The sequence below is a fragment of the Sphingomonas sp. JC676 genome, assembly GCF_014489075.1.
In the GTDB taxonomy this organism is placed as follows: Bacteria; Pseudomonadota; Alphaproteobacteria; order Sphingomonadales; family Sphingomonadaceae; genus Sphingomonas.
This window is the reverse complement of record NZ_JACTGR010000002.1, coordinates 488,682-512,969: the sequence shown is the minus strand read 5'-3', so window position 1 is coordinate 512,969 and position 24,288 is coordinate 488,682. Positions and strand designations below refer to the sequence as shown.

Annotated in this window: 25 protein-coding genes; 9 read left to right on the top strand and 16 right to left on the bottom strand. The window is 65.7% G+C overall.

Annotated elements, in window-relative coordinates; all coding sequences use genetic code 11:
- From flgH to IAG41_RS09195, 4 genes are all read left to right on the top strand, one after another.
- Window positions 1-744 (top strand): flagellar basal body L-ring protein FlgH, encoded by a 744-nt coding sequence (gene flgH / locus IAG41_RS09210; RefSeq protein ID WP_187728316.1) that lies wholly within the window; start codon window positions 1-3, stop codon window positions 742-744.
- Between the two features lie 235 nt (window positions 745-979).
- Window positions 980-1,837 (top strand): flagellin, encoded by an 858-nt coding sequence (locus IAG41_RS09205; RefSeq protein ID WP_187728315.1) that lies wholly within the window; start codon window positions 980-982, stop codon window positions 1,835-1,837.
- Window positions 1,838-1,970: 133 nt separating this feature from the next.
- Complete coding sequence (locus IAG41_RS09200) at window positions 1,971-2,372, top strand: hypothetical protein (protein WP_187728314.1); 402 nt, start codon at window positions 1,971-1,973, stop codon at window positions 2,370-2,372.
- Window positions 2,373-2,529: 157 nt separating this feature from the next.
- Window positions 2,530-2,820, top strand: coding sequence for a hypothetical protein (locus IAG41_RS09195; protein ID WP_187728313.1), 291 nt, complete (start codon window positions 2,530-2,532; stop codon window positions 2,818-2,820).
- Window positions 2,821-3,152: 332 nt separating this feature from the next.
- On the opposite strand, the gene IAG41_RS09190 is transcribed toward IAG41_RS09195, so the two are convergent.
- The 8 genes from IAG41_RS09190 to IAG41_RS09155 all read right to left on the bottom strand — a co-directional run bounded on the left by IAG41_RS09190 (window position 3,153) and on the right by IAG41_RS09155 (window position 12,968).
- On the bottom strand, window positions 3,153-3,827 hold the full coding sequence (locus IAG41_RS09190; protein ID WP_187728312.1) for a flagellar hook assembly protein FlgD: 675 nt from the start codon (window positions 3,825-3,827) through the stop codon (window positions 3,153-3,155).
- A gap of 12 nt (window positions 3,828-3,839) precedes the next feature.
- Window positions 3,840-5,390 carry a flagellar hook-length control protein FliK gene (locus IAG41_RS09185; protein ID WP_187728311.1) on the bottom strand — a complete coding sequence of 517 codons (1,551 nt, stop codon included), beginning with the start codon at window positions 5,388-5,390 and terminating at the stop codon, window positions 3,840-3,842.
- A 77-nt stretch (window positions 5,391-5,467) separates the two neighbouring features.
- Window positions 5,468-7,549: a flagellar biosynthesis protein FlhA gene (gene flhA, locus IAG41_RS09180; RefSeq protein WP_187728310.1), complete on the bottom strand. Its 2,082-nt coding sequence runs from the start codon at window positions 7,547-7,549 to the stop codon at window positions 5,468-5,470.
- A 184-nt stretch (window positions 7,550-7,733) separates the two neighbouring features.
- Window positions 7,734-9,050 (bottom strand): sigma-54 dependent transcriptional regulator, encoded by a 1,317-nt coding sequence (locus IAG41_RS09175; protein ID WP_316251126.1) that lies wholly within the window; start codon window positions 9,048-9,050, stop codon window positions 7,734-7,736.
- A gap of 17 nt (window positions 9,051-9,067) precedes the next feature.
- Entirely contained in the window at window positions 9,068-9,418 is a 351-nt protein-coding gene (gene fliN, locus IAG41_RS09170) for a flagellar motor switch protein FliN (protein ID WP_187728308.1), read from the bottom strand.
- A 10-nt stretch (window positions 9,419-9,428) separates the two neighbouring features.
- On the bottom strand, window positions 9,429-11,042 hold the full coding sequence (gene fliF / locus IAG41_RS09165) for a flagellar basal-body MS-ring/collar protein FliF (RefSeq protein ID WP_187728307.1): 1,614 nt from the start codon (window positions 11,040-11,042) through the stop codon (window positions 9,429-9,431).
- A 218-nt stretch (window positions 11,043-11,260) separates the two neighbouring features.
- Entirely contained in the window at window positions 11,261-11,920 is a 660-nt protein-coding gene (locus IAG41_RS09160; protein WP_187728306.1) for a FliH/SctL family protein, read from the bottom strand.
- Between the two features lie 13 nt (window positions 11,921-11,933).
- On the bottom strand, window positions 11,934-12,968 hold the full coding sequence (locus IAG41_RS09155; protein WP_187728305.1) for a flagellar motor switch protein FliG: 1,035 nt from the start codon (window positions 12,966-12,968) through the stop codon (window positions 11,934-11,936).
- Window positions 12,969-13,096: 128 nt separating this feature from the next.
- On the opposite strand from IAG41_RS09155, the gene IAG41_RS09150 reads away from it, so the two are divergent.
- The 3 genes from IAG41_RS09150 to IAG41_RS09140 all read left to right on the top strand — a co-directional run bounded on the left by IAG41_RS09150 (window position 13,097) and on the right by IAG41_RS09140 (window position 18,566).
- Window positions 13,097-15,838, top strand: coding sequence for a hypothetical protein (locus IAG41_RS09150; RefSeq protein WP_316251125.1), 2,742 nt, complete (start codon window positions 13,097-13,099; stop codon window positions 15,836-15,838).
- Between the two features lie 3 nt (window positions 15,839-15,841).
- Window positions 15,842-16,255, top strand: coding sequence for a flagellar basal body protein (locus IAG41_RS09145; protein ID WP_187728303.1), 414 nt, complete (start codon window positions 15,842-15,844; stop codon window positions 16,253-16,255).
- A gap of 256 nt (window positions 16,256-16,511) precedes the next feature.
- Window positions 16,512-18,566 carry an alkaline phosphatase D family protein gene (locus IAG41_RS09140; protein WP_187728302.1) on the top strand — a complete coding sequence of 685 codons (2,055 nt, stop codon included), beginning with the start codon at window positions 16,512-16,514 and terminating at the stop codon, window positions 18,564-18,566.
- 158 nt (window positions 18,567-18,724) lie between these two features.
- On the opposite strand, the gene IAG41_RS09135 is transcribed toward IAG41_RS09140, so the two are convergent.
- Genes IAG41_RS09135 through IAG41_RS09125 form a run of 3 tightly spaced genes read right to left on the bottom strand, consistent with a single transcriptional unit; the run spans window position 18,725 to window position 20,552 of the window.
- Entirely contained in the window at window positions 18,725-19,150 is a 426-nt protein-coding gene (locus IAG41_RS09135; protein ID WP_187728301.1) for a flagellar protein FlgN, read from the bottom strand.
- Window positions 19,147-19,449 carry a rod-binding protein gene (locus tag IAG41_RS09130; protein WP_187728300.1) on the bottom strand — a complete coding sequence of 101 codons (303 nt, stop codon included), beginning with the start codon at window positions 19,447-19,449 and terminating at the stop codon, window positions 19,147-19,149. The genes IAG41_RS09135 and IAG41_RS09130 overlap by 4 nt, the downstream gene beginning before the upstream one ends.
- Window positions 19,449-20,552: a flagellar basal body P-ring protein FlgI gene (locus tag IAG41_RS09125; RefSeq protein ID WP_187728299.1), complete on the bottom strand. Its 1,104-nt coding sequence runs from the start codon at window positions 20,550-20,552 to the stop codon at window positions 19,449-19,451. Before IAG41_RS09125 ends, IAG41_RS09130 begins: the two co-directional genes overlap by 1 nt.
- A gap of 83 nt (window positions 20,553-20,635) precedes the next feature.
- Between IAG41_RS09125 and IAG41_RS09120 the strand changes: the two genes are divergently transcribed.
- Both IAG41_RS09120 and IAG41_RS09115 read left to right on the top strand, forming a co-directional pair.
- Entirely contained in the window at window positions 20,636-21,052 is a 417-nt protein-coding gene (locus IAG41_RS09120; RefSeq protein ID WP_316251124.1) for a flagellar assembly protein FliX, read from the top strand.
- 124 nt (window positions 21,053-21,176) lie between these two features.
- On the top strand, window positions 21,177-21,353 hold the full coding sequence (locus tag IAG41_RS09115) for a hypothetical protein (protein ID WP_187728298.1): 177 nt from the start codon (window positions 21,177-21,179) through the stop codon (window positions 21,351-21,353).
- A 3-nt stretch (window positions 21,354-21,356) separates the two neighbouring features.
- Here IAG41_RS09115 and flhB read toward each other — a convergent pair whose 3' ends face one another.
- The 5 genes from flhB to flgC are packed head-to-tail and all read right to left on the bottom strand — an operon-like array spanning window position 21,357 to window position 24,189.
- Window positions 21,357-22,427, bottom strand: a complete 1,071-nt coding sequence (gene flhB, locus IAG41_RS09110; RefSeq protein ID WP_187728297.1) for a flagellar biosynthesis protein FlhB — start codon at window positions 22,425-22,427, stop codon at window positions 21,357-21,359.
- Complete coding sequence (fliR, locus tag IAG41_RS09105) at window positions 22,427-23,185, bottom strand: flagellar biosynthetic protein FliR (RefSeq protein WP_187728296.1); 759 nt, start codon at window positions 23,183-23,185, stop codon at window positions 22,427-22,429. Before fliR ends, flhB begins: the two co-directional genes overlap by 1 nt.
- A complete protein-coding gene (locus IAG41_RS09100; RefSeq protein ID WP_187728295.1) occupies window positions 23,182-23,445 on the bottom strand; it encodes a flagellar biosynthetic protein FliQ in 264 nt (87 codons plus the stop codon). Before IAG41_RS09100 ends, fliR begins: the two co-directional genes overlap by 4 nt.
- A gap of 15 nt (window positions 23,446-23,460) precedes the next feature.
- A complete protein-coding gene (locus tag IAG41_RS09095; protein ID WP_187728294.1) occupies window positions 23,461-23,769 on the bottom strand; it encodes a flagellar hook-basal body complex protein FliE in 309 nt (102 codons plus the stop codon).
- 12 nt (window positions 23,770-23,781) lie between these two features.
- Entirely contained in the window at window positions 23,782-24,189 is a 408-nt protein-coding gene (gene flgC / locus IAG41_RS09090) for a flagellar basal body rod protein FlgC (protein ID WP_187728293.1), read from the bottom strand.
- Window positions 24,190-24,288 lie beyond the last annotated feature (99 nt).

Below are 24,288 nucleotides of genomic sequence, written 5' to 3'. Positions count from 1 at the left end.
ATGCGTAAACTGATTACCGCCGTGGCGATCTGCGCCACGCTTTCGGGCTGTGGCGCCGTCGGGCGGCTGAAGCAGGTGGGCAAGGCGCCCAAGCTCTCGGCGATCGATCCGGTCGATACGCCCGAGATCGAGCCTTCGCTCTCGATGCCGGCGGACCGCGGCGGTCATGCCCAGCGACCGCAGCAGCCGGCGCCGACCGCGTCGCTGTTTCGCACCGGCGCCGGTGCGTTCTTCCGCGACCAGCGCGCGAATAAGACGGGCGACATCCTGACGATCCGGATCAACATCGCCGACAAGGCCGATATCGGCAACGCCACGTCGCGCACTCGGGGCGGATCGGAGACCGGCGGCGTCGGGCAGCTGCTCGGCATCGCGCCGGTGTCCAAGTTGCTGGGCAGTGACGCCTCCAAGGTGTTCGACACCAATTCGGGCTCGAAATATAATGGCGGCGGCACCACCAATCGTTCCGAGACGATCAACATGACGATGGCCGCGATCGTCACCCAGGTGCTGCCCAACGGCAATCTGATGATCCGCGGCCGCCAGGAAGTGCGCGTCAATTTCGAGATGCGCGAGCTGATCGTCACCGGCATGATCCGTCCCGAGGACATCGCCCGCGACAATTCGATTCAGCACTCGCAGATCGCCGAGGCGCGCGTGATCTATGGCGGCAAGGGCCAGCTCACCGAAGCGCAGCAGGCGCGCTGGGGCCAGCAGATCTACGACGCGCTTTTTCCGTTCTGATTTCAGCGACTTCGGGGGCCTTCCGCCCGTTGTTCCAGCGCGAGCCGGAGCGGGGGCGGTAGGCTCCTTTTTCATGTTAACCTTCTCGTAACCATCAAAATTCGCTCGATAATTTGGGTCATCCTATAATTTTTCCCAGAATGAAGGTGCAGGGCGCATCGTAAGCGCCGTGTCGTGAGCCGGCGTCACCGGCTCGGGTCGCAGAAGCGGCTCTTCATCCGAGAAGGAAATTATCATGGGTTTCTCCGTCAACACCAACGTCGGCGCAATGGCCGCCCTCCAGAGCCTGAACCAGACCGGCAAGGATCTGGCCACGGTTCAGAGCCGCATCAACACCGGCCTGTCGGTGTCCTCGACCAAGGATGACTCGGCTCAGTACACGATCGCTCAGGGCCTGCGTGGCGACATGGGCGGCCTCAAGGCCGTTTCCTCGTCGCTGAGCCGCGCCAAGAGCGTGACCGACGTTGCAGTGGCTGGTGCCGAGCAGATCTCGGACGTCGTCAACCAGATGAAGGCCCTGGCCTACAAGTCTGCCGACGCCGGTATCGATACGACGACCCGCGCTGCCTATAACAGCGACTTCGTTGCTCTGCGTGACCAGATCACCACGATCGTCAACTCGGCCGACTTCAACGGCACGAACCTGCTCAAGGCTTCGGGCGGCACGGTTACCGCGCTGCAGTCGCTGCAGGATTCGGACACGTCGACCGCGACGACCTGGGATCCGGACTCGCTGAGCGTTGCCAACCAGGGTCTCGACCTTGGTGGCTCGGTCATCACCGTCGGCGCTTCGGGCGCGATCGACACGCTGGCGAATGCCACCGCGATGATCGACACGCTCACCACCACCCAGACGAACCTCAAGACCAGCCTCAGCACGCTGGGCGCGGCTTCGCGCAAGATCGACGCGCAGTCGACCTTCACCAGCAAGCTGTCCGACACCATCGAGGCGGGCATCGGCAACCTTGTCGACGCCGACCTCGCCAAGGAATCGGCGCGTCTGCAGGCTCTGCAGGTCAAGCAGCAGCTCGGTGTTCAGGCTCTGTCGATCGCCAACCAGGCGCCGCAGACGATCACTTCGCTGTTCCGTTAAGAGCCAAGGCCCTTCCCTGGGGGCGCGGCTTGACGGGGGCCGGGATGGGAAACCATCCCGGCCCTTTTTTTGCGCGCGTCCGGGCCCGAATGGTTTCGCATTCTATAATGATAGATAGGCAGGAGGATGTCGCTTGTTTCCCCGTATTCGTGAAATCACTGATGCATTCGGCGGCCGCTTGAGGGTGAGCGTCGAGGAGCATCCTTCGGGGGCGCTGGTCGTGCTCGAGCGGCCCGACATGGCTGGCCGGCCGCGTGTCCTGCTCGACGGCTACGGCGTCGACGTTCTTTCCGGCTACATCATGTCCGCGCGCCTCTCGGTGCCGCACGAACTGCCCGACGAGCATGTCGACGGCATGTTCGGCACGCGCTTTCGCCTGGGCCTGGAGCCCTGCGCGACGCTGGCGCTGACGCAGAGCAGCGCCGGGGCGATGGAAATTCCGGCGCCTTTCTGGGACCGGCTCTACGCGGAGTTGTGCCTGGTCGCGGCACATGCCCGCGAACTCGGGCGCCGGGCAGAGGCCCGAGTCCATTGATCGCGGTGTCACAAGATAGGTGCATATACTGAATACGCTAAGGGAACGTCCTGAGGCATTTCTCGAATCGGGCAATCGACCAGGGCATCAACCAGGGGACGCAACTATGGATTTTCGTGACTTGCGGCACAAACTTGCCAAAGCTGATTCGACATTCATGGTAACGTTGACGCTCACGGTCGAAGACGCGAAGGCGTTGTGGAGCGCTGCGGCGGACCGCGCACTTGCCGCACCGGGCATGACGATTGCGGATGTGCTCGACACGATCGGCCCGCGCGAAGATCCCTCGATCATCGACTGTATCACGATGCTGACCGCACCCACCGCCATCCCCGGTTGCGCGCTCGAGGCGTTCGACGTGCGCGACGAGCCGGTTCCGGCGCAGGTGGTCCATCTCCTGCCCGTCCAGGAGCGCGGCGCCCCGCTGCTCCCGGCTGCGAACGGCTAAGCGCCCGCCACTCGACATTTTTCCCTGAACCCCTTTGGGCCGCGCGGATACCCGCGTGGCCCTCGATGTCTTGGCGATCGTCGCCGGCTTTACAGCATCTGAAAACGCACAAAGGCAGGCCGGTCTGTAGGGACCTGGCCTGCGTTTGCGTTTCAATGCCTATGGAGTCTGGCGAAAGGAGGAGAGACGGACGGATCGCGAGGGGATCTAAACGCCCGCCCGTCTCATGCTATTCTTATAGAATATTTCCTGCAATCGTGAAGTATATGTCTCGATAAATCAGATAGGGATTTTCACTTAGGCAGATTTTGTGCGTAGTAGTACCGAAATACTTATTTCTCTATACGAGAAATGCTGTCGGAGGCATATTCGGCGCCGTTGATCGACAGCTGAACCGCGCCATTGACCATCTGAACATTGTTGACCAATCCCGTCGCCCAGGGCGAGACGGTGATCTTGTTGCCATTTACGTCCTGGCCCTCGAGCTTGAGCGTGTAGACGCCTTCGGGAGCAGTCTTGTCGCTTCCCGTGATCTTGCCGTCCCAGCTGAAGTTGCCCGTCCGCTCGCCGACGTCGAGCTTGCGGGTTTCGACGACCTTGCCCGACGCGTCGGTGATCGTCGCGGTGAGATCGCCGACTTCGGCGCTGGCATACCAGTTCCACTGGGCCGGGGTCGTCGCGTTCAGCCCCGACGTATCCGAATTGACCTCGACCGTCTTGCCGATCATCGACGAGGCCTGGGTGAGGCTCTGGTTGCCCAGGCTCGCCAGGATCGAATTGAGGGTGGAGTTCTGCTTGATCGACTGCTCGACCTGCGAATATTGAACGAGCTGCTGGGTATATTGCGAGCTGTCCATCGGATCGAGCGGATCCTGGTTCTGCATCTGCGTGGTCAGCAGCTTCAGGAACATGTTGAAATCGGCATTGAGCCCGGTCGACGAGGCGGCGGCCGCCTGATCGGCGGTCGAGGTCGGGGCGCCGCTGGTGGCGGAAGGAACGGTGGTCATCGGGGCAGCTCCTTAAGCGAGGAGATCGACCTGGCCGTCGTTGCGGATCGCACGATAGGCCGGGGCAGGGGTTTCGGGTTCGTCGTTGAAGGCGTGCTGGCTGTTGCCGCGCGACTGGTGCTGGCCGGTCTGGCCACCCGCCGATCCGCCATTGCCGTCGCTGCGGCTTTCGAAGCGAAAGCTCTGGGCGTCGGCGCGGATACCGGCGGAATCGAGCGCGCGGCCGAGATCGGGGGCATCCTGGCGCAGCAGATCGAGCGCGTGCTGGCTCTCCGCGCGCATCGTCGCGCGCATATTGCCGCGATCATCGAACGCGAGCGTCACTTCGACGCGGCCAAGCTCGACCGGATTGAGGCGGACGCGCAGCGTATCCTCGCCCGCGCCCACCTTGCGCGCGATCTCGACGCCGAGCGCGTGGCCGAGCTGGCCGGCGCGCGCGGGGATCATCGGATCGGAAGCTGCGGCGGCAGGCGAGGGAGCGTTGGCGTGGACCGGAGCCTGTGCCGTATTCTGGGTGACGTGCGAGGCGAAGCTCTGCTGAGGCAGCGGTGCCGAATTGGACTGCGCCTCGATCTTCGGGGCGGCGCCTGTCGGTAGCGCCGCGTCGGGGAGCGATGCCGTGCTCGACGATGCGACCGGCTCCTTGGGATTTGCGGCCGGCGTCATGACGTCGCTCGCGGCCGCCACATTGGGCTGGCCCAGGGCGACGGGTGCTGTCTTGCCCCCCCGCGCGGCGTCGGGCTTGCGCTCAGGAGTCGCAACCATGGGTGCCGGCGGTGGTGTGGAACCGGCAACGACGACCGGCGTGGAGGTCGTGGCGGGCTGCGCGGTCAGTGGATCGACGGGAAGCGCGGCCGCATCGCCGTCGATGGCGAGCGGCTTGCGTGTCTTCACCGGTGTCGCGACGATCGCCGTAGGGGCGATTTCGTCCGTCTTCGGACGCGTGGCGGTCGGAAGGTCGAGCAATGTCGGTTGCTCGCTGACTGCGGTGGGGCAGGCGACCGGTTCGTTCACGTCCGTCTGCGCCATTACGGCAGGATCGGGCGAAGCGCTCTTTGGATCGGACGAGACAATCGTCTCCGTCGCCGGCGTAACGACCGGGTTCGTCTTGTCGGTGACGGGCGCTGGCACGGCATCCGCTGAGGGGATCGCCGCCACATCCTTTACCGGAATCTGCGCCGCGGCATCGGCGGGCAGCTCTGCGGGGGAACCCGTCACGGATTGTGGCGTCGCATCTGCGGGAACTTGCGCTCCGACGCCTGTAGCGATCTGGCCGGGCTGCACGGCAGTGACCGTCGCCGGCACCGTCGATCCGGTCGTCAGCAGCTGCGCCAGAGTGATCGGAGCACCGGGCTGGGTTCGGACGATCTGGCTTTTGCTGAGCGAAAGGGGCGCTGCATCGTTGGCGGGGCGCGCGATTTTGTCGTTCGCGGCCACTCCCGGCATCATGGGCGCGTTCAGGCCCGCCGCGCCGAGCGCGAGCGCGAAGTCCTGGCCCGGAGTGCCGAGTGCCGGCACGCCAGACGCCGCACCGAAGGGAAATCCGATAGTCGTGACGTTCATCCAAGGGCCTCTCGCCCGGCCTCACATGGCCGCTTTCATCATTATAGGATGATTTTCCGCCCGATACCGGCGCGGCTTCAGCCGATCGTTCCGAGCGCGCGGATGCGGGCGCGGGCGTGGATCTCATTCTGCGAGAGCACGACGGTGGCCGGCCGCACCCGCTCGATGATCGAGCGGACGAACGGGCGGATCGACGGGCTGGTGAGCAGGCACGGGATCTCGCCGTCCACCGCGAGTCGGTCATAGGTTTCGCGCACCGAGGCGATGAACTTCTGAAGCGAGGAGGGTGCCATCGCGAGCTGGCGCTCGTCGCCATGGCCCATGATGCTGTCGGAGAATTCCTGGTCCCAATCGGACGAGAGGGTGACCACGGGGATCGCTTCGCCGCGGGTCTGCTGCGCGCTGATCTGTCGCGCCAGGCGGCCGCGGACATGCTCGGTCATCTGGGTGAGGTTCGCAGTCAGCGGCGCGGCTTCGGCAATGCCTTCGAGGATCGTCGGGATGTCGCGGATCGAGATGCCTTCCGAGAGCAGGTTCTGCAGGATGCGCTGGACGCTCGAGATCGAGACCTTGGACGGGATGATGTCCGCGACCAGTTTCTCGGACTCCTTGTGGACTTCGGTGAGCAGCTTCTGCGTCTCGGTATACGAGAGCAGATCGGCGATATTGTCCTTCACCAGCTCGGTCAGATGCGTGGTGATGATTGTGCCGCATTCGACGACGGTCAGGCCGCGGAAGCCCGCCTCGTCGCGCAGCTCGCGATCGATCCACAAAGCGGGCAGGCCGAACACGGGCTCCTTGGTGGCTTCGCCGGGCAGGCCGACCGGCGCGCCGCCCGGATTGATCAGCAGCAATTTCTCGAGCTTGATCTCGCCGCGTGCCGCCTCGGTCTCCTTGATCGAGATGACATATTCGCTGGGCTTGAGGCCCATATTGTCGATGATCCGGACCGAGGGGAGCACGAAGCCATAATCGGTCGCCATCTGGCGGCGGAGCGCACGCACCTGATCGTCGAGCCGCGGCTCGCGGGTGTCGTCGTTGATGATCGGCAGCAGCGCATAGCCGATCTCGATGCGCACCGCGTCGATCGCGAGCGTCTGCGAGATCGGCTGCTCGACGATCGCAGCCTTGACCTCTTCCTGGATGGCGATCGCCTTTTCGAGCGCGGCCTTGGCGGCGGCGCGCTTGCTCATCCGCCAGGCGGCATAGCCCGAAAGCGCGGAGAAGGCGGCGAAGGGGACGAAGGGCAGGCCCGGGATGAGCGCCAGTGCACCCATCAGGAACGAGACCATGCCGAACGCCTTGGGATAGCGGCCGAGCTGATCGCCCAGCGCGGTGCCGGTCTTGCCCTTCACGCCGCCCTTGGAGACGAGCAGGCCCGCCGCGGTCGACACGATCAGCGCGGGGACCTGGCTGACCAGGCCGTCGCCGGCGGTGAGCACGGTATAGGTGCGGAAGGCCTCGGCGAGCGGCACGCCGTGCGAGATCACGCCGATGGTCAGGCCAACGACGATGTTGATCGCGGTGATCAGCAAAGCGGCGATGGCGTCGCCCTTCACGAACTTCGACGCGCCGTCCATCGCGCCGTAGAAGCCGCTTTCGGCTTCAACTTCGGCGCGGCGTTCCTTGGCCTGTTCCTCGTTGATCATGCCGGCGGAGAGATCGGCGTCGATCGCCATCTGCTTGCCGGGCATCGAATCCAGGCTGAAGCGCGCCGCGACTTCGGCGATGCGGCCCGCGCCCTTGGTGATCACGACGAAATTGATGACGACCAGGATCAGGAAGATGGTGAGGCCGATGACGGTCTCGCCGCCCATCAGGAATTCGCCGAACGCCCCGATCACGCCGCCGGCGGCGTCCGGACCCTCATGGCCATGGCTCAGGATCAGGCGCGTCGAGGCGAGGTTGAGGCCCAGCCGCAGCATTGTCGAGATCAGCAGGATCGTCGGGAAGGCGCTCAGCTCCAGCGGCTTCTCGATGAACAATGCCGTCATCAGGATCATCACCGAGATGGTGATCGAGAGCGCCAGGCCCAGGTCGAGCATCCAGGCGGGCATCGGCAGGATGAGCATCGCGATGATCGCGATGACGCCGAAGCCGAGCGCGAGATCGCGGCTCAGACCGAAACGATTGAGCAGATTGACGATGGCTGGGGGCATCAGGGGACCGTTTCGATCGAAGGCTGCTGAAGCCCTCCCCCTTGATGGGGGAGGGTTTGGGTGGGGGTGAGTTCTCCACGCACGGTGGCGCTTGTGGAGAGGTCACCCTCACCCTCCCAAGCCATTCGGCTTGGGCCCCTCCCTCTCCCATCAAGGCAGAGGGGGAATAGAAATCCCGTGCTTCTCAAAGGGCCGGCGAGACGGTGATCCCCGCCTCGATGAAGGTGCGCAGCTTGTTGCGCATCGTCCGGACCGAGATGCCCAGGATATGCGAGGCCGAGGTTCGGTTGCCCTGGCAGCGCTCGAGCGTCTGGAGGATCAGCTCGCGCTCGACCTCTTCCACCGTGCGGCCGATCAGGCTTTCGATATGGAAGCGATCGGGTTCGTTGGCCTCCAGCTCGATCAGCGGCGTGCCGTCGGCATGGATGATGTCGCCGGCTTCGATGCGCGGGCCGCGCGCGAGGAGGACGGCGCGATGCACCGATTCCTCGAGCTCGCGGATATTGCCGGGCCAGCCATAGCGGCGCAGCAGCGACAGCGCTTCCTCGGTGAAGGGCTTGGGCGCGATAGCATCGGTTTCGGCCAGCCGCGTGGCGAAATGCTGGGCAAGCTCGATCACGTCGTCGCCCCGCGCGCGCAGCGTTGGGACTTCGATACGGACCAGGCCCAGCCGGACCAGCAAGTCCGCGCGGAAGCTGCCCGAGGTGACACAGGCCTCCAGATCGAAGCTGGTCGAGGCCAGCATCCGGGCGTGGAAGGCGATCGGTTCGGTGCCGCCGACACGGGTGAAGCGCTGCTTCTGGAGAACGTCGAGCAGACGGGCCTGGAGCGTGGGCGAGAGCGCCGCGACTTCGCGGAGCAGCAGCGTGCCATGGCCTGCCTTTTCGAGCCGGCCGATACGACGCGCGATCGCGCCCGGGAACGCCCCGGCTTCATGTCCGAACAGTTCGGATTCGAGCACGTCGGCGCCGACCCCGGCGCATTCGACGACGATCATCGGATCGGCGCGGCCGGACGCTTCGTGGACGGCGCGCGCCATCGATTCCTTGCCGCTGCCCTTCTCGCCGGTGACGAGCACGGGCGCGCTGCTGGGCGCGACGGCGACGGCCAGCGCCAGCGCGCGGGCGAGCGCGCTATGCTCGCCGATACGGCCCGGCGCCTTGCGCTCGACGACCGAGGCGATCGCGGCGGCGATCAGCTCGCGCTGCGGGGGCAGGGGAACATAGTCGCGCGCGCCGGCGCGGATCGCGGCAACGGCGCGTTCGGCCGAAGCATCGATGCCGCACGCGAGCACGGGGATGGTGAAGCGCTCGGCGCGGAGGCTCTTCATGAAACCGACGACATCGGTGAGCACATCGATCATCACGAGATCATGCTCGCCCTCGCGCAGGCATTCGAGCGCGTCGGCCGGGGTGTCCGCCATCGTCACCTCGGCGCCGGCGCTTCGCGCCAGCTCGGCCGCGTGGCGAAACTCGCTTCCCGGTATGCCGACCAATAACATGCGAATGCGCCCGGGCATCAGCGGTCGGCCCGCACGATCTCGGTGAGCGTGACGCCCAGCGCGTTATCGATCAGCACCACTTCGCCGCGCGCGATCAGGCGATCATTGACGAAGATGTCGACCGGCTCGCCGACGCGGCGATCGAGCTCGACCACGGTGCCCGAGGACAGGTGCAGCAGGTCGCCCACCGGCATCCGCGCGCGGCCGAGCACGGCCTGGACCTTGACCGGAACGTCGTGGACGGCCTCGATCCCTTCGGTGCCCGTGCCATGCTCCGCGCCTGCCAGCGTATCGAAATCCTCGAACACCGGAGAAGGCTGCTCTTCGGCTTTTTCGGACGGGATGATGTTGTGCGGTTCAGTATCCATGGGGGCGTTCCTATGTGTTCATCCACTGGCGGATCACCGAGGCGGCCTCGGGCGGGCTCGCCGAAATGGCGTCCCCGATCCGCTTCAGTGCGGAGAGTTTGATGCGACCGTCGACCTGGGCGAGAGCGATCTCCTGGTCGAGGAGCTGCTGCTCGGGATTCAGCGATTCGAGCTGGTGCATCGCGTCGGCGTCGCCGTCCGCGGCGCGCTCGGCGAGCGCGAGCATTTCGGGCGATTGGCCGTTGGTGATCTGTGTCGCTTCGGCTTCCTCGACCGGATGGGAAGCACCCCATCCGAACTTGGGCTTGATCATGCGGAGCGCGAACAGCCCGATCACGCCGATGACGACCAATTGGAGCAGACCCCAGATCCGGTCCATCGAGAGCAATGAGAAGATCCCGCTTTGCTTGTCGGCGAGAGGATCGGCGGTGTTGAATGCCATGCTCTCGACCACGACGCTGTCACCGCGCTGGACGTCGGCGCCGACCGCATTCTCGACCAGGCGCTGGAGGCGCTGGATCTGCGCGGGGGGAAGTCCCTTCGGGCCGCCATCGACCATCACCGCGACGCTCAGCCGCGTGACCTTGCCCGGCGCGCGCAGCGTGACGGTCTTGGTCGAGCTGTTGTCGTAGGTCTTGTCCTCGGAAGTCTGGTTGCTCGCCGACTGGCGCGAGGCGCCGGGCGTGGCCGGCTGGGCCTGTGCCTCGGGTAGCTGGTTGGCGACCGAGACGGTGCCCGGGCCGGCATCGTTCTCGCGGTTCTGATCACCGGTCTCGACGCTGACCTCGTGCGAGACGACCTGCCTGTCGGGATCGAATATGTTCGATTCCTCGCGGGTCTGGTCGCGGTCGATCTGGGCCGAGACCTCGGCGCGGACCTTGCCCTGGCCGACAATCGGCTCGAGCAAAGATTCGACTTCCTGGCGCAATTTGCCCTCGACCGCGGCCTGGCGTTCGTCGGCATCGCCTGCGCCGGCCGAACCCGGATCGCCGGCACGCGCCAGCAAAGCGCCGGTCTGGTCGACGACCGAGACGGCATCGGGGGAAAGCTCTGGGACCGAGGAGGAGACGAGGTAGCGGATCGCCGAGATCGTCTCGGAGCCGATATGGCCCTTGGTCTTGACGGTGACCGCGGCGGTCGCCTTGCGGCTCTCGTTGGCGAACATCGCGCGCTCGGGCATTACGATATGGACGCGCGCGGCGCTGACGTCCTGGATGGTCTGGATCGACTTGGAGAGCTCGCCTTCGATCGCGCGCGTCTCGTTCATCTTGGCGCGGCTGGCGGAGACGCCGAAGGGCTGCTCTTCGTCGAGCACCTCATAGCCGATCTTGCCGCCCAATTTCTCGCCGGCCAGGCTCATGCGCAGCTCGGCCAGCTTCTCCTGCGGCGCCATGATCGACGTGCCGTCGGCGGAGAGCGTATAGTCGATATTCTGCGCCTTGAGCTTCTCGGTGATCGTCGCGGCGGCCGAGGGATCGAGGTCGGTGTAGAGGAAGCCCATATCGGACTTCGAGCCGCGCGTGGCGACGAAGGCGAGCGCCGCGAGCAGCGCCAGCGCGACGCCTCCCATCAGCATCAGCCGCTTGGGGCCCAGTTGGCCCACCAGATTCTTGATCGCTTCCAAAACCGCCCCGTCGAATGGACCCGGGGTACGTGCCCCTTGCTTCACTTATAGGAGGGGTGGGGACGGCAGTTTCTGCCGGGTGGGAATTTTTTGCCTAGCGGCGCTTTCCCCTGAATCGTCATCCCGGCGCAGGCCGGGATCCAGAGCCGCGAGGGATGCACCGCGTAACCCTGGATCCCGGCCTGCGCCGGGATGACGAGTGGTAAGCGGTGGCCCGCTTATTTCGGCAGCAGCGATTCCAGCTCGGCGGCGATCGCCTCGCGGCGCGCGGCGGCGCTGAGGGTCAGCCCGCCTTCTTCCCAGCCGATCACGGCATCGCCCAGTGCCAGCGTATCGTCGGCGACGACGCTCAGGCTGAGCTTGCGGCGATCCTGCGACTGGCGAAGCACGATCTTCTCCTCGATATCGGAGACGAGATCAGGATGGACGCGCACCTGCAGCTCGGTGCCGCGCGCGACCTGGCCGAGCACCCGGCCGATCGCCGCATCGATCGTTGCGGTCGGTGCCGCTTCGAGCGCGCGGCCAGCGAGCATGTCGGCGGCCGCCAGCGCGATCTCGGTCGCCTCGCCGGCCACGCGATCGGAGACTTCGGTGAAATGCGCATCGATCACCTCGATGCCGGCGTGGAGCGCGTCGACCGCGCTCAGCAGTGCGACTTCGCGTTCGGCGCGCGCCTGAGCGAGCCCGGCTTCGAAGCCCTGGGCGCGGGCGACCGAAATCGCGGAGCCCTGGTCGGACTTGAGCAAGGCGATCTCAGCGCGGAGCGCAGCGATCTCCAGCTCGAGATCGCCGGTATTTATCTTCGGATCGGACGCGTGCAGCGCGAAGATCCGGTCGAAGGCGAAACGCTGGACGGAGGCGTGGGCGTGAAGGCTCATCTGAACCGCTCCCTTAGATGATCATCGCATCGTCGCTCTTCGGATCGACGAGCAGGATTTCGCCGCGATCGGCAAGGTCCTTGGCAAGCCGGACGAGCGCGGACTGGGCTTCTTCGCAATCGCGCGCGCGGACGGGACCCATCGCCGCCATGTCTTCGCGCATCAGCCTGGCGGCACGCTCGGTCATCGCGTTGAAGAACAGCTGCTTGAGCTGATCCGGCGCGCCCTTCAGCGCCAGCGCCATTTCGCGCTTGTCGGAGTTGCGGACGATCGTGGCAATCGCCGGCGGCAGCAGGTTCGCCAGATCCTCGAAGGTGAACATGAGCGCGCGGATGCGCTCGGCGCTTTCCGGCGCGCGCGTGTCCAGCGCGGTGAGCATCGCTTCCTCGGTCGAGCGGTCGAGCGAGTTGAACATCTCGGCCATCGCCTCGTGCGGGTCGCGCTTCTGCGAGCGCGAGAGGTTGGTCATGAACTCGGTCTTGAGCGTCTGCTCGACCTGGTTGATGACTTCCTTTTGCACGGTCTCCATCCGCAGCATGCGCATGACGACGTCGACGGAGAAGTCGCGCGGCAGCTCCGAAACCACGCGCGCCGCATGATCCGGTCGCAGCTTGGAGAGGATGACCGCGACGGTCTGGGGATATTCATGCTTGAGCGCGCCGGCGAGCACGGTCTCGCTGACGTTGGAGAGCTTGTCCCACATCGTGCGACCGGAGGGGCCGCGGATGTCTTCCATGATCTCCTTGACCTTGTCGTTCGGCAGAATGCCGAACAGCAGGCGCTCGGTCGTCTCGTAGCTGCCGTGCAGGCTGGCCATGCTGGCGACTTCGCTGGTGAACTGGACCAGCAGATGCTCGACCACCGCCGAGGGAATGCGGCCCAGCCCGGCGATCGTCGAGGAAAGCTCCTTGATCTCGTCGGTCGAGAGCTGTTCCCAGATCGGCGCGCCGTGATCCTTCCCCAGGGCCAGCATCAGGGCCGCCGCGCGCTGCGCACCGGTGAAGCGCTTCAGTTCGGGCGGTTCGGCAATCGTCGCCATCAAGCTCATGGGTTCCCCTGCGGAAAAATACGCCCGCTCGCACGTGCGAGGGCGCAATCTCCTCTATTATAGGATCATGGATGGGTGCTGGGGATCGCACGGTGGTTAATTTATCTGGAAGTCTGATAGGGTTGAGCGTGCTGACTGGCACGGACTCGTTTTCGTCGTTCGCCCCGGTCGCCTTTGAGAGCAAGGCCGTCCGCGCCGCCAAGGCGCAGTTCACGCTCGATCCCACGACTCCGCCCTGGAAGGACGGCACGACGCCGCCGCCGCTCTCGACCCAGGTCTCGCAGATCACCGCGATGAAGACGATCATCGATCAGGCGGGGCTGACGTCCGACACGCTGACCGACGACGTCCAGACCTCGTTCACCGCCTATAAGGCGCTCGACCGGCTCCGCGCGCTCGCCGAAGCCTCGACTTCGACCACGGCATCGGCTGCGCAGCGCGCGGCGCTTCAGAAGACCTTCGCCAAGGGCCTGGCCGATCTCCAGACCTATCTGACCGGTGCGCCATCGGACTTGCTCGGCATTTCCTTCGGCCAGCCCAGCACCACCGTGAAGAGCGCGCCGATCGTGTCGGCCAATCTCTATGAGGTGCAGGGCGACGGTCTGGTCACGAACCGCGCCGATCCGCTCCCCGGACTGACCGGGCAGGAGAAGTTCTCGGTCGGCCTGACCCGTCCGGGATCGTCCGAGAATCTGACGGTCGACCTGTCACTGGGGCCTCAGCCGCCGACGATCGATTCGGTCGTGAACCAGCTCAACGCCGCGATCACCACCACGCCCGCGCTCGATGCGGACGGCAATCCGCGTCTCGACAACAAGGGCAATGTCGTCTCGAAATGGTCGGTGCGCTTCGTCGCCGAGAAGGACGGCGACAAATGGGCGATCAAGCTCGATTCCCCCGACGGGCTCGAGCAGGTCGCGCTGAATCAGCCGGGTGCCAAGGACGCGCTGGTGGTCGCCACCGGCCAGACCGCGCTGGACGCGCCGACCGCGACCCAGGTCTTCCGCTTCGACGATCCCGCGGGGGGCAACACCCGCACGGCGATGGGCACGATCTCCGCGCTCGATCGCCAGGCGACCGACAAGGCGGTGCTGGCCGGCAGAACCACGACGACCACCTCGGTGAAGGTCGAGTTCGACGGCACCAAGACCACTACCAAGACCACCACCAGTAACGTCTATGCGAACACCGACGCCGCCGCCGTGGTGACCGATGCGCAGGGCAACTCCTATGTCGTCGGCACGACCAAGGGCGATCTCGGCGCCAACCGCTCCGATGGCGACGACAATCTCTTCCTGACCAAGCTGGACGGCGACGGCAATGTCGTGTGGCAGCGCAGCCTGGGCGCCAGCGGATCGTCGACCGGCGCGGCGGTGAGCCTGGCGCCGGACGGCAGCGTCGTCGTGGCGGGCACCGTCAACGGCACCTTCAACGGCGCGACCACCGACGGCGACATGGTCGTCGCCAAATACGCCGCGAACGGCGACGAGAAATTCTCGACCGTGGTGCGCTCGACCGGATCGGACATCGCCAAGTCGGTCGCGGTAGGTGCGGACGGATCGGTGTATGTCGCCGGCAAGGTTGCAAGCGGGGTCGCCAGCGATCCCGGCGACGCCTTCGTCGCGCGGATCGACGCTACCGGCAAGCTCGGCGAGCGTCGCACCATTTCCAGCACCGGTAGCGATGCGATCAACGGCCTGGCCGTGGACGGCGACGGCAATGTGCTGGCGCTCGTCTCACAGAACGGCGTGGCGCAGGTACGCAAGCTCCAGGGGAGTTCGCTCTCCACCGAGCTGGGCAGCATCGATCTGGGCACGGCCGATGCGCGCGCCATCGCCGTTGCCGCCGACGGCACGATCGCGGTGGGCGGTGCGGCGAGTGGTGCGCTGAACGGTGCGCAGGTCAATGCCACCAGCGGCGGCCGCGACGGCTTCGTCACGCGGATCGATGCCAATTTGGGCGGCGCCAGCACCACCTATCTCGGCTCGTCCGCTGACGATCAGGTCGACAGCATCGCGTTCATGGGCAACGACCTTTATGCCGGCGGTCGCACCACCGGCGATCTGGGCGCGACGCGCAAGGGGCCGACCGACGGCTTCGTCTCGCGGATCGACACCACGACGGGCGCGATCCAGAATACCAGCCAGTTCGGCCAGACACTGCTGCGTACCGAGCCGGTGCGGATCTCCGCCGATGTCGGCGGCGCCAGCGCGGTTTCGGCGCTGGGCTTCGGGCGCGGCACGATCAATCCCCAGCCGTCGGACAAGCTGACCACCCAGACCATGCTGCGGGCGGACGACAGCTTCTCGTTCCAGGCAGATGACGGCGCGGTCCGCAAGTTCACGATCGCGGCCGACGATACGATGCAGACGATCGCCAAGCGCCTGCAGAGCGCGCTCGGCGCGTCGAAGGCGACAGTGACCACGCCCACCATCAACGGCCAGCAGACGCTGTCGATCGTGATGAAGGCGGGTCACAATCTGGAGCTGATCGCCGGCCCCGCCGGCACCGACGCGCTAACCAAGCTGGGGATCGATCCACAGCGCATCGCCAACCAACTCCCGGTCTCCGCCGCGGCGCCCAAGGTCCGCCCTGGCGGTACCTATGGCCTGGGGCTCAGCGAGGCGCTCGACATCTCGACGCTGGACGATGCCAAGGTCGCGTTCGGCAAGATCAAGGATGCGATATCGATGAGCCAGACGGCATATCGCTCGCTCTATTGGGACGATTCCAAGGCGACGATGGTCGACGGCGTCAAGAATACCGCGACCGGCACCCAATCGACCGCGATCGAGCAGGCGCAGCTTGCCAATTACACCGCGGCGCTGAACCGCCTCATGTCTGCCCCCACCGGCATTATTGGACTCTGACACATGCGCGACGTTCCCCCTCTCATGGCCGGCATCCAGACTCGGATGCGCAACCTGTCCGATCGCCAGAACGTGATCGCGCAGAACATCGCGAACAGCGAAACGCCGGGCTACAAGGCGCGCGAAGTCTCGGAGCCGAGCTTTGCCGGCCTGGTGCGCAGCGGCGGGATCGCGGTTGCGAAGCCGCAGGTCCAGCTGACCGATGCGATGAAGGGCCTCGGCGCGATCCAGCCGATTGGCGCCGGCGTGGTGTTCGACAAGGATATCAGCGAGACCAAGCCCGACGGCAACAATGTCACGCTCGAAGACCAGCTGCTCAAGATGGGCCAGATCCAGGCCGATTTCACCGCGATGACCAGCCTCTATCGCAAGCAGATCTCGATGATGAAGACCGCGCTGGGCAAGGGCGGGAACTAGGACGAGAACCGGGCCAACGGAGTGGCTCACCCGTTCATCACGGACTGATCCTGGGTTTCACGGAACGGCGGGCGCGGGCGACCGAACTTGCGGCGCCGGCTCGGCTTGTTTGACGCTGGCAGCTTTGCGCCCAATCTCGGTCATTTATCGAGGTCGTCGCCAGCGCCAAAAGCGGTCGTCGTCAGCTATATTCCGACCAACTTGACTTGGGAACTGTGTTACGAAACCATCACGCCAGGCAGGCTTGGAGCTTGAGATGGATCGACGGCGGTTTCTGGCGAGCGCCGCGTCACTCGGAATCGTCGGCGTCTGGGCGACGCGATCTGCGGCTGCGCCGTCACGCATCGGCTGGCGTGAGGATCGCGCGCGCTATCCCCAGGGCGTCGCGTCAGGCGATCCGGACGAGCATAGCGTCGTGCTGTGGACTCGGCGGCCGTTCGATACGGGTGAGCGGCACGCGCTGACGGTGGAAGTAGCGCGCGATGCGGACTTCCGCCGCGTCGTCGCCACGGCGCGTGCGCCGGTGCTTGCGGCGGCCGACTGGACCTGCCGCGCCCTCGTCGGCGGGCTCTCGCCGGCGACGGCCTACTGGTATCGCTTTACCGACGACAGCGGCGCCGGCAGTCGGGTCGGGCGCACGATCACCGCGCCGCGCGCCACCGATCGGCGCCCGGTTCGCTTCGCTTTCGTGTCGTGCAACAGCGTCAACGAAGGCGCGCAGAACGCTTATCGCCGGATGATCTGGGAAGATGAGCGCGCGACCCCCGACCGCAAGCTCGGCTTCGTGCTTCACTTGGGCGACTTCATCTACGAGGTGGTCGAATATCCGGAAGAAGTGCCGCACCGCTATTCGCGCACGGTCTACGATCTCGGCCACATCCCCGAAGCGCGCAAGGTCGGCAATTTCTACGTGCCGACTAACCTCGCCGGCTATCGCCACGTCTATCGCGCGCATATCGACGATCCCGACATCCAGGACGCACGGGCACATTTCCCGTTCGTGTGCATCGGCGACAATCACGAATTCTCGTGGCAGGGCTGGCAGAGCTTCATCAAATATGGCGGCAAGGTCGAACCCGCGCAGCCGCTGCGCGTCGCCGCCAACCAGGCGTGGTGGGAATATATTCCCTCTCGTGTCCGCAAATCATCGGGCCCTGGGCTCGAGCAGTTCGGGCCGCCCGCGGTGGCGAGCGCGCCGATCGAGGCGTTCGACGATGATGGTTTCGGCGCCGAGACCAACAACCGCGTCGCGGTCGGCAGCATGACCGCCTACCGCGCGCTGCGTTACGGCCGGCACGTCGAACTCATCCTGACCGACTTTCATAGCTACAAGATGGCGGACCCGACGGATCGGCCTGAGGCAGCGGCGCTCGACTCGGGCGAGTTTCCGGTCGTGCCGCAAGAGTGGCTGGAGATCGTCGACGGCGGGAAGGCCTATGCCGGCGGCAAGCCCCCCGCGACCATCGCGATCGGCGACAAAACCATCCCCAATTACCGCAAGGACGAGCCCGCCTACACCGTGCTCGGGCGCGAGCAGAAAGCGTGGCTCAAAGAGCGGCTGACCCGATCGACTGCGACCTGGAAGATCTGGGGCGCGACCAACGGCACGCTCGACATGCGGACCGACCCGCAGAACCTGCCCGCCGGCCTGGTGAAGGCGATCTGGCCGGGCAAGGGCTTCGGGACCTTCGGCGGCAGCGATTTTAGCGGAGCGTTCAGCGAGCGCGCCGAGATCTATGACCTTGTCCGCGATCACAAGGTGTCGGGTTTCGTGACCATCTCGGGCGACCGCCACAGCTTCTGGGCAGGCTATGCCGCGCCCGCCTTGCCGCCCGCCGGGTTCGCGCCGGTCGGAATCAGCTTCATCACCGGTTCGATCTCCGCGCCCGGCCTCGGCGAGGCCACGGAATATTGGAAGGAGTCCCCCCTGCTGCCACTGTTCGTCCGCAAGACGGCGGGTGCCGCGCCCGAACACACGATCAATCTGACGATCAAGCGCGGAGTACGCAGCGCGCTCGAATATGCGGCGAGCGGCGATATCGCGAAGGCGCGCGCGATCACCAATCCGGACGTGGCGCCGCATCTGGAGTTCGTCGATATGGCTGGGCACGGCTATGCCGTCGTCAGCGCCGGGCCGGATGCGATCGACACCGAATTCGTCTGTATCGTCCGCCCGATCACGCGCGCCACGACGTCCGACGGGGGCCCGCTGCGTTACCGCGTCTCGCACCGGGCCAGCATGTGGCAGACGGGCACGTCGCCGAAGCTGGAGCAGCGCGTCCTCGAGGGGGACGCCAAGCTGTCCGTTTGAAGGCTTGTCAGGGCAATGGTGGCAAACGGCCAACTATGGTCAAAACAGCAATTGCCGCCTGGTATCACTAAGCTGAACAAGTCTGGGTGACCGAAGGGGAAATGTCCGCTGATCGGCTCAGCGAACCTTACCCCTTTGCGGATCGGCGAGCCTACCCCTCAGAGCCGCGTGTTGATCGAGATCGGCGCGGATATGTCCGTGCCGGCGATGCCGCCGCATGCGCCGTAGGAAATGCTGCGGTTGCCGGTCAGGCGCTGAGCCTCGGCGGCGATCGCGGCCATCATGTCGGCCGAGAGTTCGATCTGGCGCGACAGGATCTCGGCGTTGACCGCTGATGCGTCGCGCAGGTTGCGGCTGGCATCGGCCAGCTGGTCGCGCGTCTCCTGGTCCACCCCATCGAGCCAGTCGTCGGGATTCTCGCGCTTCATCCGCGCGACTTCGGCCTCGAGCCTGCCGGCGAGGCGCAGCTTGGCACCGGCGATCTCGCCCAGCTCGGGCAGATAGGGGCTGCGCGTGAGCTTCTCGCTCTCCTCTTCCATCAGCGTGGCGAGCGATACCATGGCGTCGATGAGTTGCGCGGTCATTGTTGTCCCTGCTGAAGCTTGATGATCTGATCGAGGACGGCAGGCGCGAGGCCGATGCCGCCGCGCTTGGCCATTTCGGTGCCGAGCTTTTCCGAGAGGATGCCGCGGAACATCTCTTCGCCCGCACCGCCATGGAAGTCGCCGTCCTGCTCGACGGTCGACATCATCATCTGGGTGAGCTGGCCCAGAAATACGGCCTCGAAGCTCTGCGCGGTCTCCGCATTCTTCGGATCGACCTTGGGCAGTGGCCGAGCGGTCGATGCCGCGGTGGGAGAGGAGAGGGGAGGGATATCTTGCATCACTGTACCTCGATTTCGGCCTGGAGCGCGCCCGCACTCGTCACGGCCTGCAGGATGGTGATCAGGTCGCGCGGGGACACGCCGAGCGTGTTGAGCCCGCTGACCAGCGATTGCAGCGTCGCGCCATTGACCATCGCCAGGTGGCCGCCATTGCCGTCGTCGACCTGAACCTGGCTGCGCGGGACGACCGTGGTCTGGCCCTGCGAGAGCGGCGCCGGCTGCGAGACCTGCGGAGTCTCGGTGACGCTGATGGTCAGGCCGCCTTGGGCGATCGCGACCGGGGTGATCCGCACCTCGCTGTTCATCACCACCGTGCCCGAGGCTTCGTTGATGACGACACGGGCCGGCTGGTCGACCTTGATCTCGAGTTCGCCGACCTGGGTGACCAGATCGATTGCGCCGCCCTTGAACGCGCCGGCAGGCGCGACTTCGACGGTCGCCGGATCGAGCACCTGCGCAGTGCCCGGGAAGTTCTTGTTGATGGCGCTCGCGATCCGGTCGGCGGTCGCGAAATCGGGGTTCTTGAGCGCCAGCTTGAGGCTCGTCGCCGAACGCAGCGCATAGGGCACTTCGCGCTCGATGATAGCGCCACCCGCAATCCGCGCCGAGGTGGTCACGCCACGGCTCACGCTGGCAGCCTGGCCCTGGCCGCGGAAGCCGGAGACAGCGACATTGCCCTGCGCGACCGCATAGATCTCGCCGTCGAGCGCGCGCAGCGACGAGGCGATCAACGTGCCGCCCTGGAGGCTGGTAGCGTCGCCCAATGCGGCGACCTGGACGTCGACCCGCGAGCCCGAACGGGCGAAGGGCGGCATCGTCGCGGTGATCGAGACGGCGGCGACATTCTGGGTGCGCATCTGCGTGCCGCGGATGTTGACGCCCATCCGCTCGAGCATCGATTGCATCGATTCCTCGGTGAACGGCGCGTTGCGGATACGGTCACCCGTGCCGGCGAGGCCGACGACCAGGCCGTAGCCGACGAGCTGGTTCTCGCGGACATTCTCGACGTCGACAATGTCCTTGATCCGCGTCTGGGCACCGGCATGCGGAGCTGTGGCCAGGCTCAGGAGGAAGACCAGGACCAGGGCGGTCAGACGCTGCATAAACCCTCGGGACAAGTGGAAAATTTCCAGTAATCTTCTTATAGGATAGTCAGGGCCATAACGGTCCCGAGAGGATCTATTTCGTGCGTATCGACAGCCTTTCGCCGATGCTGGTGCGCAGCCTTCTGGCCGCGCTGCCCAAGGTCGCGCCGGGCTTTCCGCGGATCGGCGAAGAGCCGCACGTGCAGCCGATGCCGCATATGAGCGGACCCGGCGCGGTGCCTGCACCTTCGGTCGAGATGCTGGTGACGCTTTCTGCCGCCAATCCGGCCATCGAACGACGCCGCAAGCTGGCGCAGGACGCCGGCAAAGGCATCGACGCGCTCGATCGGCTGCACAAGGAGCTGGTGGCCGGCGTGGTCAGCCCGGTCCGGCTCCAGCAGATCGCCGAATGGTCCCAGAGCTTCGAGACGCCCGACGATCCCGTGCTTGCGAGCCTGCTCTCCGATATCGACCTGCGCGTGCGCGTCGAACTGGCGAAGCACGACATCCAGGCCTGATTGTCCGCGCTCCCGCACGGACAAACCATTTTGGATCTTTTCTAAAGCCTCACCTGGATCAAGGTGCGCGCGACCCTCGAATGGTAAACATGCGCTTGCAGGGCCGGGGGCGACGGAGCTCAAGATGCCGCGCATCGACGATGGAGAGTATTTCCGGCAACGGGCGCAACAGGAGCGCGCTATCGCGGCCGCCGCGCTGGACGAGGGCGTCGCTAAGGCCCATTTGCAGATGGCCGAGGAATATGAGCGCAAGGCCGCGGAACACGAAGCCGCGAAAGCGGACAAGCCTTCCGAAAGCTGAGCCTCAGCGCAGGCCCTTGGCAATCTTCAGCACGTAGCTGATCACTTCCGCCACCGCGGCATAATGCTCGACGGGGATCGGGTGGTCGAGCTCGGCGCTGGCATAGAGCGCACGCGCGAGAGGGCGGTTCTCGACCAAAGGCACATTGTTCGCGGCCGCAATCTCGCGGATCTTGAGCGCGACCGCATCGACGCCCTTCGCCACCACCACCGGTGCCGCCATGGCGCCGTGATCATATTGCAGTGCGACGGCATAATGGGTCGGGTTGGTGATGACGACGCTGGCCCTGGGGACGTTCTGCATCATCCGGCTCTTGGCGCGCTGCATCTGCAGCTGGCGGATCTTGCCCTTGATCTTGGGGTCGCCCTCGCTCTGCTTGTATTCGTCCTTCACTTCCTGAAGGCTCATCCGCATCCGCTTCATGAAGGCGCGGCGCTGCCAGACAAAGTCGAACAAGGCGAGCGCGCCGACCAGCATCGCGATCGGCTGGAGCATCGCGCGGACGATGTCGTGCGCCGCGCTGCCCATCGAGGTCAGGTCGGCGCCGACCAATCGGTCTATCGTGGCGGCGTGCGGCCAGGCGACCGCGGCGGCGATGCCGACAACGAGGCCGAGCTTGGCGAGGGTCTTCAGATATTCGACGAAGGCGCGCTTGCCGAACAATTTGCCCGCGCCGCTGACCGGGTTGAGCTTCGACCATTTGGGCGCGACACGGTTCCACGCGATCATCGGCCGGCCCTGGAGCACGCCGCCCAGGATGGCGAAGCCGAACAAGGCGGCGAGGATGGGCAGCAGCGCGCTGCCGATCGCGGCGAGCAGCCCGGTGGTGAAGGCCTGCGCCCCGTCGGGCGTCATCCGGAAATCGTCGGCGCTGCCCCATAAGCGGACGAACAACGAGCCCATCCGGCTCACGGTATAGGCGCCCAGGCCCCCCATCACCACGAGCATCGCGACGAACATCGCGGCGTGGCGCATCTCGGGTGCCATCGGCACATCGCCCTTGGCGCGCGCGTCCTCGAGCTTCTTGTCGGTTGGGTCGAGTGTCTTGTCTTCCTGATCGCCGCCGCCCGCCATCACCAGCCTCCCTGCATCGCGTCACCCATCGCCTGGGTGAAGACCGTGAGCATGGTGCCGATAGTGGTGGCGGCGAGCGCGAGGCCGAGCAGCAGGTTGAGCGGCTGGGCGATGAAGAAGACCTGGATCGCCGGCGCGACGCGCGCGGCGAGACCGAGCGCGACGTTGAAGACGATGCCATAGACGAGGATCGGCGCGGCAAGGCTGATGCCGAGCATCATCGAGCGGCTGACCGCTTCGACCGCGAGCTGCGCGAAATCGTGCATCGGCGGAAGCCCGCCGATCGGGAAGGTCTGATAGCTATGGACGATCGCGCCGATCCACAGATGATGGACCTGCATGCCCATGCACATCAAAGCCGCGGCGAGCCCGACGAACTTGGAGAGCATCGGCGCGCTGCCGCTCTGCGCGGGATCGAAGATCACCGCGGAGGAAAGCCCCACCTGGGTGCTGACGATCGATCCCGCCATCGAGATCGAGAAGAACAGGATCTTGACGATCATGCCCATGGCCAGCCCGGTCATCAGTTCGGCGATCAGCACCGCGGGCAGCACCGCTCCGGCCTCGACCGCCGCGCGCGCGGGCGCGCCGATCAGGCCATAGAGCGCCGCCGACATGGCGAAGGCGATCATCAGCCGGATGCGGCCGGGGATCGCGTCCTCGCCGAACACCGGCAGCAGCATCAGCACGCTGCCGACCCGGGCGAAGATGATGAAGAAGGCGGAGACCTGAATCGTCAGGTCGGGGGGGACGGTCATCCGTGTATGATCAGGTCGCTGATCTTACCCATGAACCCGCTCAGCGCAGCGCCCATGGTCGGCAGCATCACCAGGAGCACCAGCCCCATCGCGAGCAGCTTGGGCACGAAGGTGAGGGTGGCTTCCTGGATCTGCGTCAGCGCCTGGAGCAGGCCGATGGCGGTGCCCACGATCAGCGACGTCAGCAGCAGGGGACCCACCACGGTGAGCACCAGCAGCAACGCCGCCTGGGCAAGATCGACGACCTGGGACGGAGTCATGGGTGCGCGGTCCGCTCAGATCTGCATGCGCATGATGTCGGTATAGGCGCTGACCACGCGGTCACGCACGGCGACCATCGTGTCGAGCGCGGTCTCGGCGGCGCCGATCGCGGTGACCACGTCGATAAGGTCACCCTTGCCGGCGACCTGCTGTGCCGAGGCGTGTTCGGCGGTGCGCATCTGGTCGGCGGTGCCGGTGACAAGGCCTTCGACCATCTCGCCGAAGCCCGAACCTTCGGTCTTGCTGGTCGGCTTGGACAGGGCGCTGCCCAGCCCTGCGACCTTGCCATAAGCCGAGGTCGCATCAAGTGCTCCGATAGACATTGCTGTATCCCCTTATTTCAGCAGATCGATGGTGCGCATCGTCAGGCTCTTGGCGGCCTCGATGGCGTTGAGATTGGCTTCGTAGCTGCGCTGCGCCGCCTTCATGTCGGCGCTCTCGACGAGGCCGTTGACGTTGGGCTTCATCACGTAGCCGTCCTTGTCCGCGGCCGGGTGGCCGGGCTGGTAGACACGGGTGAAGTCCGACTTGTCGGTCTCGATCGAGTTGACCTTGACCCCCGTCGCGCCGGTGGCGCGGTCGAGCGCCGCCGAGAAGCTGGCGACGCGGCGCCGATAGGGCGTGCCGCCGGGCGTGTTCGCCACCGAATCCTGGTTGGCCAGGTTCTCGGCGATCACCCGCATGCGCAGCGACTGGGCACGCAGGCCCGAGGCGGAGACGCCGAGCGATTCCTTCAAATCCATTCGAATGCCTTTCCGAGTGGGGCCTGAGCGGCCGTCCCCATCATTGTAGGCAAAATTTGCCGCATCGGGCGCCGAGGGCGGAAAAAAGGTTCCTATAAG

What these genes read in the sequence shown, in the direction of transcription:
- flgH (WP_187728316.1), top strand. Translation starts at nt 1, where the DNA reads ATGCGTAAACTGATTACCGCCGTGGCGATCTGCGCCACGCTTTCGGGC.
- IAG41_RS09205 (WP_187728315.1), top strand. Translation starts at nt 980, where the DNA reads ATGGGTTTCTCCGTCAACACCAACGTCGGCGCAATGGCCGCCCTCCAG.
- IAG41_RS09195 (WP_187728313.1), top strand. Translation starts at nt 2,530, where the DNA reads ATGGTAACGTTGACGCTCACGGTCGAAGACGCGAAGGCGTTGTGGAGC.
- IAG41_RS09190 (WP_187728312.1), bottom strand. Translation starts at nt 3,827, where the DNA reads ATGACCACCGTTCCTTCCGCCACCAGCGGCGCCCCGACCTCGACCGCC.
- IAG41_RS09185 (WP_187728311.1), bottom strand. Translation starts at nt 5,390, where the DNA reads ATGAACGTCACGACTATCGGATTTCCCTTCGGTGCGGCGTCTGGCGTG.
- flhA (WP_187728310.1), bottom strand. Translation starts at nt 7,549, where the DNA reads ATGCCCCCAGCCATCGTCAATCTGCTCAATCGTTTCGGTCTGAGCCGC.
- IAG41_RS09175 (WP_316251126.1), bottom strand. Translation starts at nt 9,050, where the DNA reads ATGTTATTGGTCGGCATACCGGGAAGCGAGTTTCGCCACGCGGCCGAG.
- fliN (WP_187728308.1), bottom strand. Translation starts at nt 9,418, where the DNA reads ATGGATACTGAACCGCACAACATCATCCCGTCCGAAAAAGCCGAAGAG.
- IAG41_RS09160 (WP_187728306.1), bottom strand. Translation starts at nt 11,920, where the DNA reads ATGAGCCTTCACGCCCACGCCTCCGTCCAGCGTTTCGCCTTCGACCGG.
- IAG41_RS09155 (WP_187728305.1), bottom strand. Translation starts at nt 12,968, where the DNA reads ATGAGCTTGATGGCGACGATTGCCGAACCGCCCGAACTGAAGCGCTTC.
- IAG41_RS09145 (WP_187728303.1), top strand. Translation starts at nt 15,842, where the DNA reads ATGCGCGACGTTCCCCCTCTCATGGCCGGCATCCAGACTCGGATGCGC.
- IAG41_RS09140 (WP_187728302.1), top strand. Translation starts at nt 16,512, where the DNA reads ATGGATCGACGGCGGTTTCTGGCGAGCGCCGCGTCACTCGGAATCGTC.
- IAG41_RS09135 (WP_187728301.1), bottom strand. Translation starts at nt 19,150, where the DNA reads ATGACCGCGCAACTCATCGACGCCATGGTATCGCTCGCCACGCTGATG.
- IAG41_RS09130 (WP_187728300.1), bottom strand. Translation starts at nt 19,449, where the DNA reads ATGCAAGATATCCCTCCCCTCTCCTCTCCCACCGCGGCATCGACCGCT.
- IAG41_RS09125 (WP_187728299.1), bottom strand. Translation starts at nt 20,552, where the DNA reads ATGCAGCGTCTGACCGCCCTGGTCCTGGTCTTCCTCCTGAGCCTGGCC.
- IAG41_RS09115 (WP_187728298.1), top strand. Translation starts at nt 21,177, where the DNA reads ATGCCGCGCATCGACGATGGAGAGTATTTCCGGCAACGGGCGCAACAG.
- flhB (WP_187728297.1), bottom strand. Translation starts at nt 22,427, where the DNA reads ATGGCGGGCGGCGGCGATCAGGAAGACAAGACACTCGACCCAACCGAC.
- fliR (WP_187728296.1), bottom strand. Translation starts at nt 23,185, where the DNA reads ATGACCGTCCCCCCCGACCTGACGATTCAGGTCTCCGCCTTCTTCATC.
- IAG41_RS09100 (WP_187728295.1), bottom strand. Translation starts at nt 23,445, where the DNA reads ATGACTCCGTCCCAGGTCGTCGATCTTGCCCAGGCGGCGTTGCTGCTG.
- IAG41_RS09095 (WP_187728294.1), bottom strand. Translation starts at nt 23,769, where the DNA reads ATGTCTATCGGAGCACTTGATGCGACCTCGGCTTATGGCAAGGTCGCA.
- flgC (WP_187728293.1), bottom strand. Translation starts at nt 24,189, where the DNA reads ATGGATTTGAAGGAATCGCTCGGCGTCTCCGCCTCGGGCCTGCGTGCC.